Annotated in this window: 14 protein-coding genes; 5 read left to right on the top strand and 9 right to left on the bottom strand. The window is 64.4% G+C overall.

The window, feature by feature from the left end:
* Nucleotides 1-37: 37 nt before the first annotated feature.
* Nucleotides 38-430 (bottom strand): PIN domain-containing protein, encoded by a 393-nt coding sequence (locus NO363_RS00305; RefSeq protein ID WP_256686040.1) that lies wholly within the window; start codon nt 428-430, stop codon nt 38-40.
* Nucleotides 427-678: an antitoxin VapB family protein gene (locus NO363_RS00300; RefSeq protein WP_256686039.1), complete on the bottom strand. Its 252-nt coding sequence runs from the start codon at nt 676-678 to the stop codon at nt 427-429. The genes NO363_RS00305 and NO363_RS00300 overlap by 4 nt, the downstream gene beginning before the upstream one ends.
* Nucleotides 679-824: 146 nt before the next feature.
* Here NO363_RS00300 and NO363_RS00295 point away from each other — a divergent pair, with 146 nt between their 5' ends.
* Complete coding sequence (locus tag NO363_RS00295) at nt 825-2588, top strand: site-2 protease family protein (RefSeq protein WP_256686038.1); 1764 nt, start codon at nt 825-827, stop codon at nt 2586-2588.
* Nucleotides 2589-2630: 42 nt separating this feature from the next.
* The gene (locus NO363_RS00290) at nt 2631-3068 is read left to right on the top strand and encodes a universal stress protein (RefSeq protein ID WP_256686037.1); all 438 of its coding nucleotides are present in this window, start codon (nt 2631-2633) and stop codon (nt 3066-3068) included.
* A 22-nt stretch (nt 3069-3090) separates the two neighbouring features.
* On the opposite strand, the gene NO363_RS00285 is transcribed toward NO363_RS00290, so the two are convergent.
* Together NO363_RS00285 and NO363_RS00280 are read right to left on the bottom strand one after the other, a co-directional pair.
* Nucleotides 3091-3603 (bottom strand): HPP family protein, encoded by a 513-nt coding sequence (locus NO363_RS00285; RefSeq protein WP_256686035.1) that lies wholly within the window; start codon nt 3601-3603, stop codon nt 3091-3093.
* A 45-nt stretch (nt 3604-3648) separates the two neighbouring features.
* Nucleotides 3649-4092: a universal stress protein gene (locus NO363_RS00280; RefSeq protein WP_256686034.1), complete on the bottom strand. Its 444-nt coding sequence runs from the start codon at nt 4090-4092 to the stop codon at nt 3649-3651.
* Nucleotides 4093-4352: 260 nt separating this feature from the next.
* Between NO363_RS00280 and tnpA the strand changes: the two genes are divergently transcribed.
* Both tnpA and NO363_RS00270 read left to right on the top strand, forming a co-directional pair.
* Entirely contained in the window at nt 4353-4739 is a 387-nt protein-coding gene (tnpA, locus tag NO363_RS00275; protein ID WP_256686033.1) for an IS200/IS605 family transposase, read from the top strand.
* Between the two features lie 3 nt (nt 4740-4742).
* Nucleotides 4743-6038 (top strand): RNA-guided endonuclease InsQ/TnpB family protein, encoded by a 1296-nt coding sequence (locus NO363_RS00270; protein ID WP_256686032.1) that lies wholly within the window; start codon nt 4743-4745, stop codon nt 6036-6038.
* A 52-nt stretch (nt 6039-6090) separates the two neighbouring features.
* Here the strand turns inward: NO363_RS00270 and NO363_RS00265 are convergent, their stop codons facing one another.
* The 5 genes from NO363_RS00265 to NO363_RS00245 form a co-directional block, all read right to left on the bottom strand.
* Nucleotides 6091-8016: a chloride channel protein gene (locus NO363_RS00265; RefSeq protein WP_256686031.1), complete on the bottom strand. Its 1926-nt coding sequence runs from the start codon at nt 8014-8016 to the stop codon at nt 6091-6093.
* Nucleotides 8017-8097: 81 nt separating this feature from the next.
* Entirely contained in the window at nt 8098-9348 is a 1251-nt protein-coding gene (locus NO363_RS00260) for a TIGR00341 family protein (RefSeq protein ID WP_256686030.1), read from the bottom strand.
* Between the two features lie 122 nt (nt 9349-9470).
* Nucleotides 9471-10340, bottom strand: coding sequence for a formate/nitrite transporter family protein (locus NO363_RS00255; RefSeq protein WP_256686029.1), 870 nt, complete (start codon nt 10338-10340; stop codon nt 9471-9473).
* 21 nt (nt 10341-10361) lie between these two features.
* Nucleotides 10362-11444: a DUF7972 family membrane protein gene (locus tag NO363_RS00250; RefSeq protein ID WP_256686028.1), complete on the bottom strand. Its 1083-nt coding sequence runs from the start codon at nt 11442-11444 to the stop codon at nt 10362-10364.
* A 49-nt stretch (nt 11445-11493) separates the two neighbouring features.
* Nucleotides 11494-11859, bottom strand: coding sequence for a hypothetical protein (locus NO363_RS00245; protein ID WP_306169488.1), 366 nt, complete (start codon nt 11857-11859; stop codon nt 11494-11496).
* A 286-nt stretch (nt 11860-12145) separates the two neighbouring features.
* Between NO363_RS00245 and NO363_RS00240 the strand changes: the two genes are divergently transcribed.
* Nucleotides 12146-13705 (top strand): heme-binding protein, encoded by a 1560-nt coding sequence (locus NO363_RS00240; protein WP_256686026.1) that lies wholly within the window; start codon nt 12146-12148, stop codon nt 13703-13705.
* The last annotated feature ends 19 nt before the right edge of the window (nt 13706-13724 follow it).

Below are 13724 nucleotides of genomic sequence, written 5' to 3'. Positions count from 1 at the left end.
AGACGTTCGCCGCACCAGATAGGTCGGAGTTGATGCGTTAGTATTTCACAGTTTCGACGACATCCATCGTTCCGTCGTGCGTGAGATCGCCGTCGCCGGAAACGACCGGAGCACCGAGTTCACGACCCACCGCGGCGACGAGTGCATCGACGGCCGTGAGGTTCGGTCCCTGCGGACCGATTTCGTCGGCGATCTCCGCGGCCACGAGGGCAATCGCCGCAGTGATATCGACCACCTCGCACCACGCGAGTTCCGCGCGTGCCGCCGCGATGTCCGTGTCACCGTTGCTGTGGACCGTTCCGAGGAGATACTCTGTATAGGCTGGAGCCGGCAGGAGAAACCGTTCGTCCTCGTGGTTGACAAGGAATTCACCGGTGGCGTCGACTCCGTCGCCATAATCGATGAGAAAGGACGTGTCGAGGACGATCATTCGTCGCTGCGGCTCTCGGCGATACGTTCGATGCGCTCCGTGGATCGGGCGCGTCCCCGGTCGTGAACCTCTCGAATCCGTTCCCCTCGATCGGTCCCCTCGAAAGCTCCGAAACCCGCGAACACGTCGCGATCGTCAGAGAGCAGTCGTTCGAGAACCTCGTTGAACGATTCACCTTCCCGTCGCCGGTGTTCGAGTTCGCTCTTCACCGTGGAACTGATCCTGATCTGCTCGTCGGCGGTACTCATTCTGCGTTGACGTTGGCGTCGACACGGCATGTATCTTCGGGCGAGAACGCTAGACGGAGTCGAATACCGTCGATCCTGCTGGCCGATCGCGGTCGATAACGAACCGGACCCAAACCCTCATCACTGCTCATCACGGAAAAGTGCCAATGGCGAGCACGTTGCTGTGGGTTCTCTCGGGAATGCTTCTCTACAGCGTCGTGGCGACGGCGCTATCGGCGCGGGGGTTCCTCCCCGACTGGGCCCGGGTTTCGGGACCCATCACGACACTACATACGGAGCGCGGAAAGGCCGTCCTCGACCGGCTCGCACGCCCGAAACGGTTCTGGCGGGCGTGGGCGAACGTCGGCCTCGGCATCACGCTCGTCGTGATGGTCGGCTCGTTCGTGCTCGTCATCTTCAGCGCCGTCACGATCCTCAACCGACCCTCCTCGACGATCATCACCGAGCCACAGGACGCGCTGGTCATCCCCGGCGTCAACCAGTTCCTCCCGCTCTCGGTCGCCCCGGAGATCGTCTTCGGACTGCTCGTCGGACTGGTCGTCCACGAGGGCGGCCACGGCCTGCTCTGTCGGGTCGAGGACATCAGCATCTCCTCGATGGGGCTCGCGCTGATCACGCTAATCCCGGTCGGCGCGTTCGTCGAACCCGACGAGGAAGAACAGCGCAACGCCGAGCGAGGACCCCAGACGCGGATGTTCGCCGCCGGCGTCACCAACAACTTCGCCATTACCGTCATCGCTTTCGCGCTCCTCTTCGGCCCGGTCGTGGGCTCGATCGGCGTCGTGCCGGGCGTCCACGTCGGCGGTGCGCTGCCGGGCACGCCGGCCGCCGATGCGGGCATCGGCGAGGGAAGCGTCATCACGGGCGTCGCGGGCCAGAACGTGACGAACGCGAGCGATCTCGACCGCGCACTCGTCGACGCGAACCGCACCGTCCCGGTCTCGCTGTCGAACGGCACCACGACGTCCGTCGAGCGATCGCTGGTCGTCACCAGCGCTATCAAGGACGGACCGATCGGGCTCGGCACGGGCGCGACGATCACGGCGGTCAACGGCTCGTCCACGCATACCGAGAGCGGATTCACCGCGGCACTCGAAAACCGCTCCGTGGCGACGCTGCGGACCGACAACGGCTCCACGACGACCGCACCGATGGGTGCGTACGCGAGCCAGATCACGCCCGACGGACCGCTGGCGAATGCGACCGGCGAGGGCGGCGAGCCGGTCGTCGTCACCCGATTCGCCGGCGAACGCACCCCGAACACGTCCGCGCTGTCCGAGATGCTCTCGCAAACGAATCCTGGTGAGACGGTGCGCGTCGAGGCGTTCGTCGGCGGCGAACGCACGACCCAACGGGTCACGCTCGGTGAGAACACACAGACCGGCGGCGGTCTGGTCGGCGTAACGGGGCTCCAGTCGGGCACCACCGGAATCGCGGTCGACGATTTCGGAATCGACGCCTATCCGGCCGCCGGCTTCCTGACACTGCTCGGCGGCGAGGGTGGAGCCGGCGGGTCGGCGCTGTTGGGGATCCTCCCCATGCTCGTCCTGCCGTTCGCGAGCGTCGCCGCACCCGGCGTGAGCTACAATTTCGCCGGCTTCGTCGGCTCGAACGTCGATTTCTACACCGCGACCGGCCCGCTCGGCTTCCTCGGCGGCGGCGTGTTCGTGCTGGCGAACGTGCTGTTCTGGACCGGCTGGATCAACCTCAACCTCGGCTTCTTCAACTGCGTCCCGACGTTCCCGCTCGACGGCGGGCACATCCTCCGGACGAGCACCGAAGCCGTCGTCTCGCGGCTCCCCATCGGCAGTCGGCGGTCGCTCACCGGCGCGGTGACGACCGCGGTGAGCCTGACGATGCTCGCGGCGCTCGTGTTGATGGTGTTCGGCCCGTCGCTGCTGTCGGGCTGATATCGCCGCCAGCGTTTTCACCCCGGACTGACGAGCGTGATCATGTACGATCACGTACTGTTGCCGACCGACGGGAGTGAAGCGGCGATGGACGCCGAAAACGAGGCGTTCGAGATCACGACCACCAACGACGCGACGCTGCACGTGCTCTTCGTCGTCGACGAGACGGCCGGACCGCTGAACGTCCGCGGTGGCGACGAGCGCTTCGAGGAGGCCGAATCGGAAGGCGAGGAGACGGTAGCGGAGATCGGCGAGCGGGCGACACGGGCGGGTGTCGAGGACGTCACCGACGTCGTTCGACGGGGCGTGCCACACGAGGAGATCCTCGACTACGCCGACGAGCACTGCGATCTCGTCGTCATGGGGACCCGTGGTCGCAGCGGGCTCGACCGACAGCTCCTCGGTAGCGTGACCGAGAAGGTCGTCCGGCGGTCGAACCCCTCGGTCCTGACGGTACGCGTGGGCAGCGAGGGGACCTGAGCGTCGCGGGTTCGGTCGGTGCTCACTCGTCCTGCTGGTAAGGGAGACTCCAGATCGGCCCGCGTTTGCCGAGGATTTCGTGTAATCCGACCATCACCAACACCGCCAGCAGGAACACGCCGACGCCCCGCGGAGAGGTGAGATAGCCAAGCGAGACGATGAGCGTCGTCGCGTACGCCGGCGGATGTTGGACATCGGCGAGATACATGCCGAACGTCGAGAGAAGGGCGGCGACGAAACTCGACACGACCTGTCTGAACACTTCGAGCGAGAGCGCCGGACTCGCCGCCGGATCGATGCCGCCGACGATCAGATGAAAGGCGACGAAGCCGGCCACCGCGCCGATGAACTGGCCGCCGATGATCCGCCGTGGATAGTTCATCTCGTCGTCGGGCAGCGTTCCGAGGAGGAACAGCGACGGCCCGAGACTCGGGATCAGAAACGGCTGTCCGGTGACGAACGACAGGAGCCCGAGGATGAAGAGATGAAAGCCGAGATAGGTGCCGACCCCGCCGCCGAGCGGATACCGAGCCATGGCCGTCGTTGGAACCCATGACGGATAAGACGGCCGTTTATCGGTTTATCCGTCGGTCACGGCACGCGAAACGACGAGGACCGGCCGGTCGCTCAGCCGCACGACCCGTTCGGTGACGCTCCCGAAGACGAACCGGCTGACCCCCGACCGGCCGCGCGAACTCATCACGAGGAGATCGATCCCGTTGTCGTCGGCGTAGTCGAGGATTCCTTCGTGGGGAAGCCCCTCGTTGACCGCGGTTTCGACGGTGAGTCCACGATCCTCGCCACGCGTTGCGATCGTGTCGACCGCCTCCTCGCCCATCGTTCGCAGCTCCGAAACGGTGTCTTGAGCATCGACGCCCATCAGCCCGGCCCCGCCATGCGTGTCGTCGACGACGTACAGCGCGTGGACCGTCGCGTCGTATCCGTCGGCGAGATCGAACGCGTGCTCGATCGCCGTCTCGACCGCCTCGCTTCCGTCGGTCGGGACGAGGATCTCGTCGTACATGGCGCTCCCTACGGCACGGAGTCACGAAAAACAGGGGGTCGAAACGAGTTACGTGAAAGACAGGCGCAAAGCCTCGCCGTTCACGGCGTTGACGAATCGCTCTGCGATTCGTTCGCACACGAGAACGCGAAGCGTTCTCGGGACGGGGATACGCGCCGTAAGCTTTCCCGTGGTAGTATGCAACCGACAACTGCCCGGCAGTAGCCGAACTGGGGTTCAGCCGGGACGTTTAAGCGTCCGGCCACCCATAGTATGCAGAGATGCCAAAGAGTACCCGTCACGCGGTCTACGAACTCTACTACCACATAGTGTTCGTGCCGAAGTACCGACAGCCGGTACTCGTTGGCATGAGACAGAATCAACTCGAAACGATTTTCGAGGAGATATGCGAGGACAAAGGTCTCGAATTGGCCGAGGCCGAAATCATGCCAGACCACGTTCATCTGTTCGTCGGGAGTCCGCCGAAAAACGCGCCCTCGCTGCTTGTGAACTGGCTCAAAGGCATCTCTGCACGGTACTACAATCAGCGGAATCACGACCGCATCAAGTGGACGCGCTCGTACTACGTCGGGACCGCCGGAAGCATCTCGAAGGATGCCATCGAACAGTACATCAAAGAGCAAGAACAGCAGGAGGGGCGCGCGTAGCCCATGCGACGAGTCAATACGTTCCGGGTCGTTCCCCGCTCCGAATCGGACGCGGAGTGCCTTCGGCGGCTGTTGGACGCTTCCGCGTCCCTGTGGAACGAAACCAACTACGGGCGACGACAGTATCTCACCGACCCGGACATCGACGCACCGATTTGGGAAGCCGACGACCACTACGGCGAATACAAAGGTGTCGTCGGTTCGGCGACCGCCCAACAGGTAGTGCGAAAGAACGACCAAGCGTGGCGCTCGTTCTTCAAGCTCAAAGAGAGCGGGGAAGCGAACGGGCTTCCCGGCTACTGGGGCAACGAGGATGGTGGACGGGAGTTGCGAACGTATATTCGGAGTGACCAGTACACGCTCCGATGGGCGTCGGGCAACCGCGAACAGTCCATCCTCGATGTCCCTGTCGGGAAGCAACTGAAAGAGGAGTACGACATCGGCTACCGCGAACGTCTCCGTCTCGACGTTCACGGCGACCCAAAGTGGGACGGCGAAGCCGGGCAGCTCGAACTGTACTACGACGAGATGAGCGACCAATTCAGAGCAATTCAACCAGTCACAATCGAAGATTCTCGACTGGATTCACCACTGGCGGACGACTCCGCCGCTCTGGATGTGGGCGCAAACAATCTCGTTGCGTGCAGTACGACCACCGGAACACAACTGCTGTACGAGGGACGCGACCTGTTCGACCGCTTCCGCGAGACGACCCACGACATCGCCGAGTACCAATCGAAGCTCCGCGAAGGGCGGTATTCGAGCGACAGGATACAGCGGTTGTACCGGCGGCGGACTCGACGGCGCGACCACGCACAGGACGCTCTCGCACGCGACCTGATGGAGCGCCTACACTCCGAAGGCGTTTCGACGGTGTACGTCGGCGCTCTCAAGGGCGTTCTCGACAAGCACTGGTCGGTCGAAGTGAACGCAAAGACGCACAACTTCTGGGCGTTCCGGGCGTTCATCAACCGGCTCGCGTACACTGCCGCCGAGTTCGGTATCACAGTCGAAGTGAAACCGGAAGCGAACACCACGCGGGAATGTCCCGAGTGTGGCGAACGGGAGGACACCGTTCGGTCAGGCGATTCGTTTTGGTGTCCGTGCGGCTACGAGGGACACGCCGATTTGGACGCTTCGGCGAAGTTCCTCGCACAACAGACGAACGCCGAAGTTGGGTCGATGGCACGGCCTGCACGCCTCAAGTGGGACGACCACCGATGGTCAGAGCTACCACACTCTCGTCCCAATGAGGTTCGTGCGTACCAGCAAAAGATTTCCGTAGGTTCGACGGCGTAGGCCGTCCGAATCCCCACCGGAGGAATCCTCGCCCTTCAGGGCGGGGAGGATGTCAAAGCGGTCCACGACCGAAATCGAGCTTCCCCGTCTCGCGAACCTGCTCGTCCTCGAGCTGTCGCATCGCCGATGCCATCAGGTTCTGCGAGTCGACCAGCCCGAAGAGATCGCCGCTGTCACGGTCGACGATCGGGAGCTGTTCGAGATCGTTCGAGGACATCCGGACGGCGGCCTCGAACAGCTGTTCGTCCGGGTGGCCGGTGACGACATCGGTCGTCCCGGCTTCGGCGACGGTGATGTCCGCGCCGTCGTTGGAGCTCGCCCGAAGCAGGTCGCCATAAGTGACGATCCCCACGAGACCCTCGTCGGGATCGACGATCGGGAGCCCCTCGTGAAGCGTCAGTGCGGATGTCTGGCCGGGTGTCGTCCCCGATTCGCCCGGTTCGTCGAGGGCATCCGGCTGGTCACCGTCGGTCTCGGGAGTGAAACGGGCGACGGATGGCTCGTCGCTGGTGAGTTCGTTCACCAGTTCGGCGACGGTCACGTCGGGGCGGATCGTCACCGGGCGCTCGTCCATGATCTCGGCGACGGTGAAGCGCTTCAGCGGATCGACCTCGTACTCCTGGTAGATGTCGATCCCGCGCCGGGTGAGCTCCTCGGTCATCAGGGAGTTGCGGAGATAGATCGAGGCCACGCCGTCGGCGACGACCGCGACGAGAAACACCGGCAGAATGGCCGCGAACTGCTGGGTCACCTCCACAGTGAAGAGCACGAGCGCGAACGTCGCGCCGCCGGCGACGCCGAACAGGGTTCCCAAACCGGTGAGCGCGAACAGCCCGACCGGCAGCGTCACGCCGGGGACGAGCGCGTTCACCGCGAGCGCGAACGCGCCGCCGATGCCGGCTCCGATGACGAACATCGGCGCGAGAAAGCCACCCGACGTGCGCGTCCCGAGCGTCACGGAGACGCCGATCGCCTTCCCGATCACGACCAACAGGAGCAGCCCGATGGAAAGCTCGTTCTGGAGGATCTCGCTCGTGACCTCGTAGCCGACGCCGAGCACGCGCGGGACGAACAGCCCCATCACGCCGAGGATGAGGCCGCCGATCGCCGGCAGGAGCACGTTCCCGACCGGGAACCCGTGGAACAGGTCCTCGACCGCGAAATAGCCGCGCTTGAAGGCGACGGTCGCCAGCCCCAGGATGACGCCGAGCACAAGCAAAAACGGCAGATTCGGGAGCAGCTGGTAGCTCAGATCACCGATCCGGAGGAGTGGCTCCGTGCCAAGGAGTTGGCGACGAACGGCAGTCGCGATAACGCTGGCGACGCTCAGCGGGACGAACGACCGCATCCGGAACTCGAACAGCAGCAGTTCGATGGCGATCAGCACGCCCGCGATCGGCGTGTTGAACGTCGCGGCCATCCCCGCCGCCGCGCCGCAGGCCAGCAGCACCTTTCGCTCGGCCACCGTCGTGGGGATGTACTGGCCGATGACCGATCCCATCGTCCCACCGGTCTGGATGATCGGGCCCTCGACGCCGAACGGCGCGCCCGTCCCGATGGCGATGGCGGCCGAGATCGGTTTCAACAGCATGACGCGGGGTTCGACCTCGCTGTCGTTGTCCCAGACCGCCTCCATCGCCTCGGGGATGCCGTGACCGCGGATCCGCGGCGTCCCGTATTTCGCCAGCAGTCCGACGATCAACCCGCCGATCGCCGGGATCAGTACGACCCAGATCGGGAGTCCCGCGTTCGGCGGCGTGACGAACTCGAAGGCGATTCGTTGATAGAAGAAGAGGTTCGTCAGCAAGCCGATGAAATGGTAGATGAGAAACGCGATGATGCCGGCCAGAAGCCCGATGACACCGGCGAGCACGGCGATCGTCCCGAGTCGATAGTTGGAATCGGGAGCGATCGGTGTGCGATCCTCGGATCGCTCGTCGAACGAAATAGTTCCGGACGTCTCCGCGTTGTCTGCCATCGCTCGTTGCGTCGTCACCGACGACGACGCTTCACTCTTGGTATTCAGTCACGAATTCCGGAGCAGTCAGTGACCGTCGGCCTACCCCGATCCGGCCCGCTGGTATTCGACGAACCGAACCTCGACGGAGACGTCTCTGTTCGTCTCGGCCGCGATATGCCGTCTGAGTCGCTCGGAGAGTCGAGGATAAGGCTCGCCAGTAGTGCGTGCGGCGACGACGGTGACGGAGCCCTCTTCTCCGAACAGACCTGCAGCACCGAACTCGGCCGAGGCGGACGCGAGTTCGAGGTTCGAGTAGTCGGGGTTATCGAGTACCTCGTCGACGTTCCGGTTGACCGCCTGATCGAACAGGAAATACTGATAGGTACTAACCAGCATTGCAACGACGAGGACGGCGAGGCCGATGGCCACCAGCACCGAAACGATCTGTCGTGGCGAGAACGAGAGCCACTCCCGCAGGCTGCTGATCTCGGATGGCCGGTAGCCGAAGCCGAGGAGGGCGACGAGCGCCGAGAGATTGATGAACACGACGTTGACCAGCAGCAACGCGAGCGCACCGAGCGCCAGCACCGGTTCGACCCAGACGACGCCGATCCCCACCGCAGCAGCGGCCGGAACGACCGCCGCGGCGACCGCGACGCCGGCGATCGTCACCGGGAGATCGGTCGAGAGCGCGAGCGCACCCGCAGCCCCGGCGACGACGGCGATGGTGAGCGTCAGCAGCGTCGGCGTCGTGAACGATCCGACCTGTGTGATCCGCCCGACGGCGAGCGTCGACGGCACGAGATGACCCCATCGAAAGACGGCGGCCGCGACGGTGGCGCTGATGGTGGCGACGACGAGTCCGAGGAACTGCGATCGAAGGCTCTTGGCCGTCGACTGTCCGTCGTCGCTTACCAACCCGACGCTCGTCGACAGCGAGGAGCCAGCGAACGGCGCGACCACCATCGCGCCGACGATGACGATGGCCGAGTTGAGCAGGAGGCCGGCAGTGGCGAGAATCGCACTCAGCGCGGCGAAGACCACGAACATCGTCGTCTCGGGCGTGAGCTCCTGTGCCTTCGTCCGGAGTTCGGCGTGCGACAGCCCGATCTCGTCTTCGGGACCCTGCGTGTAGCGGCCCTCCAGCTCGTCGAAATGTGGCGTCGTGGCGGTCTCGACGTCGGTGACGATCGTGAACGCGTCGTCGGCAAGACCCGCCTCCGAGAGTCGGTCGAGCATCTCCTCGACCGCGCCTGCAGGCGTGGGGAAGTAGACGATGGAGGCGTCGTTTCCCGCCGCCTCGTCGGCGATGACGTAATCGGCGTCCGCGTCATCGAGCGTATCGAGCACGCCATCTCGTGACTCGTTTTTGACACGAATCTGTATAAGCCGCATCGAGCTATTCGATGGGTCTCAAGCGCAGCTATATACGGATTCCGCAATCGTCGCGAGCCCTATTTGTATCTATACTGTCACGATTCGCCGAGGCTCTCGGGATCGACGTCGACGTCGCCGGGTTCGCCGGCTTTGATCGCCTGGCCGTAGTTGAGCAGCGCGACGAACACCGTCCCGCCGACGGCGTTGCCGACCGTGGTCCAGAGCAGGAAGTGAACGAACTGGGCGATCGAAACACCCTGTCCCCGGAACATCGCCGAGAGCAACTCCGTCGTGCCGAGAAGTGCGTGATGGAACGGCCCGAACCCGATGACACCGGTGATCATCCAGATCAGCACGACCTGGCCGATGGTGTCGCGGCCGGCGGCAACGAGCCACGTCGCCAACCCCATGAGCCAGCCCGCGATGACGCCGCTCAGAAGGATCGCCCACCACGGCAGCGGCAGCAACGCGTCAGCGAGCGAGCCGGCTGCCGCGGGCGTGACGATGCCGAGCGGCGGCCCGGCAACGGCGATGAAGCCGGCGAACACCGCACAGCCGATCAGGTTGCCGACGAGAACCACACCCCATAGTTTCCCCAGTTCGGCGATCGAGGCGCGGCGATCCATGACGGGCAGTACGCCGAGGGTGGTGTGAGCGGTGAACAGCTCCGTCTGACCGATGATGACGATGACGAACCCGACCGTCGAGACGTTCGCGAGGACGAACCGCGTCACGAACGACGAGTCGAACCCACCGGAGAACGTCAGCGCCATCCCCATCAGCAGGGCCCCGAAGCTCACGTTGAGGCCCGCCGCGATCGCCGAGACGAACAGCCCGCTCGCTGGCCGACGGATCTGTTTGAGCGCGTTTTCGAGCTCGCGACCCAAAATCTGACGGGCGGCGAGGGTCGGTTCGGGCGAGCTTTCCTCGTCGGTGGTGTCGTCCTCGGTCACGTCACCCGACACCCTCGTTCGTCCGTCGTCGGATCATTTGTCACCCTCTTTGACCTCGGAGAGTTCGTCGTAGCGTGCCGATTCGAGCTGGTCGGTCTCCCGGAGCACGAACGGACCGATCGCCAGCGTTCGTTTGATCACCGTGAGCACGCGCATGACGTAGGAAAGCACCACCGCGAACGGCGAGAGGGTGAGCACGTACATCGCACTGGTGAACAGGAACGCGGCGTCGATACCGAACAGGGTGGTACCGAACAGTCGCGCGGCGTCGAAGGAGAGCATCATGTACGCGGCGATCGCCAGCGCCGGCATCGCCCCATAGAGGACGCCCCGCGAGATGTTGATGATCTCCCACTGCACGTAGAGCGTCTTGAAGTGCTCGCGCGCCGGCCCGAAAAAGCGCAGCGCCTCGATGAGCTCGTCGATGCTCTCGTCGGCCTCCTCGGAGAGCGAATCGGCGTATTTCGCCCGGAGGTTGCGCGCCGCGTGGATCTTCCACGAATAGTTGTAGTTAATCACGGGCAACAGGACGTCGAACGAGCCGAAATCGGTGCCTTTCAGCTCGTCCGTCACGGATTGGCTGTGCTCTAAAATCCCGTCGGCGTAGCTCGCGATCTCCTGAAGATCGTCGTTACCCTCGGTAACGGCCTCTTTGAGACGGCGTGCGCGCTGATCGGCCGATTCGATGAGCGTCCGCAGGAATCGGGACGGTTCGGCCGGTGCGGCCGCGATCCCCGTTCGCTCCTCGACGTCGGTGCGGAACTCGGTCACGTTTCGCATCTGTTCGCGCTGCGTCCCGAGCGTGTCGATCTCCTCGGAGAGCACGAACTGTGAGATCGAGAGCACGAGCGTGATGCTCGTAATGAGCGCGATGATGACCGACGAGAACAGCGACGTCACGGCGCTCGTCGTGACGAGTTTGCGCACCGAACTCGGACCGAACACGTGGAGGACGACGAGGGTCACATACGCCAACAACAGGAAGATCCCCGTGACGAACCACCGGTTCGCCGTGATGAGAAACCAGATCTTCGCCCGGCTCTCGCCGACGCGTTCGCGCATCGTGTCGGCCGGTCGCGTGACGCCGTTCGGATCGTCGGTCGTCGAATCACTCATCGGCGATTCCCCCCAAACCCCGGACGGACGCAACTGTGTCGAGCGGACATCATAGTAGTGTGTCACCGCCGGTCGTCACGTTTAGTTTCTCGATCGTGGTGCCGTTGACCGCATCGCTGGCGACGAGCGTCGCGTTCTCGTTCGCGGGGAGTTCGAGAGAGACGTTCGTCTGGCCGGGATCGATCGATGCTGTCGAAAAGCTCGTCCCGCTCGCCGCGACGACGGTGATCTTCGAGACGTTGCCCGCCGACGGCGAGGAAGTGAGAGTCGCCTTCGCACGGACCCGCTGGCTCGACCACGATTCGCTCGGCGCGACCCGCTCGAAGACCGCCGAATCGCTCGTGTCGGCCGTGACGGTCGGATCGAGGGTGAGACAGCCGCCGACCGCCAGGCTACAGACCACGATCGTCGCCACGAAACAACGCTGTAGGGACCGCTTGTTCACGAGTCCCTCCGGATCGATACGGTCGCCGGTGCGCCCGGCTCAGCCAGTGAGATGGTCGACGTTGGATGCTTCATAGTTCAGAGGTGCGAGAGGATCGGCTCACAGGGGTATAGCGAGCATGGCATGTAATAGTGTCTGCTTTCGCATGCCGGGAGGCCCGACGATACGGCCACCCCGCGCATCCGGCAGCATCGCCGAGGCTCCCGGCCCGCGGCGAACGCGCAAGACCCTTGTTCGACTCGCCCGAATCGCCGACATGAGTCGACGAGAGCCACCGCAGACGGAGGAAGGCTGGTACGTGCTCCACGACTTTCGGACTATCGACTGGGACGGCTGGCGGGCGGCCCCCGAGCGCGAGCGCGACCGCGCCATCGAGGAGGGTGTCGACTATCTCCGCGATCACGAGGCACTCACGGACGCCGATGCCGGTGGATCGGCCGTCTTCAGCGTTCTCGGCCATGATGCCGACCTCATGCTCCTCCACCTCCGACCGTCGATCGCAGACCTCGACACCGCCGAGCGCCGGTTCGAACAGACGGCCTTCGCCGGGTTCACCGAGCAGACCGATTCGTATCTCTCCGTGACCGAGGTGTCGGGCTACATGTCACAGGAATACTTCGAGGGCGAGGAAGTCGAAGACACGGGGATGGCCAACTACATCGAATCCCGGCTCGAGCCAGACATCCCCGACAGCGAGTACGTCTCCTTCTATCCGATGGACAAGCGCCGCGGGCCCGAGAACAACTGGTACGACCTCCCCTTCGACGAGCGCGCCGACCTGATGAGCGGCCACGGCGACATCGGGCGCGACTACGCGGGCAAGGTCACGCAGATCATCACCGGCAGCGTCGGCCTCGACGACTACGAGTGGGGCGTGACGCTGTTCGCCGACGACCCCGCACAGATCAAGAAACTGCTTTACGAGATGCGCTTCGACCCGTCGAGTTCGCGCTTCGGCGAGTTCGGTCGGTTCCGGTTCGGTCGCCGGTTCCCGCCCGAAGACCTCGGCGCGGTGCTTGCCGGCGAACCGGTCCCGACCGGCGACGATCATCACGCCGGCGCGGACACGAGCCACGGCGAGGGAAGTCCACACGGCGATCACGGGGACGAAACGAGTGAGGACGAGAGCGAGACGGTCCGCGACGTGCTCGACGAAGAAGGGATCTATGCCGGCCAGCCCCACGGCGAGGACGTCCACGCGATGGTGCTCTACTCCGAGGCCGATCCCGACGAACTCGCCGACGACGTCTCCGGACTGCGCGGCAACTTCGAGCACTACGATACACACGTGAAGACCGCCGTTTACGGCAATAACGAGGCGCGAAGCGCCTCGGATGCGAGTAGCGCGGAGCGAAGCTCCGCGAACCGTTCGAGCGGGCAAAGCCCGCGAGAAGACGGTGAAACCGCGAGCACCGACGGTGGAGAGTCGGCAGTCGTCAGCATCTGGGACACCGCGAGCGCGGCCGAGACGGCCGGCGGCTTCCTCTCCGATCTCCCGGGGATCGTCGCGCGTGGGCGCGGCGACGGCGACGACGGGTTCGGCACGATGGGGATGTTCTACACGACCAAACCCGACCAGCGCGAGGCGTTCGTCGAGCGGTTCGATACCGTCACCGATCTGCTCGCGGAGATGGACGGCCACGACGAGACCGACCTGCTCGTCAACCGCGAGAACGAGAACGACATGTTCATCGCCAGCCGGTGGCGCTCGCGCGAGGACGCGATGGCCTTCTTCCGCAGTGACGAGTTCCGCGAGACGGTCTCTTTCGGCCGCGAAGTGCTCGCCGATCGGCCCCGGCACGTGTTCCTCGCCTGATCGGACATCGCAGCCATCC

The sequence above is a fragment of the Halococcus qingdaonensis genome (genome assembly GCF_024508235.1).
Lineage (GTDB): Archaea > Halobacteriota > Halobacteria > Halobacteriales > Halococcaceae > Halococcus > Halococcus qingdaonensis.
Note: the sequence above shows the minus strand (reverse complement) of the source record. Positions and strands in the feature narration are given on the sequence as shown.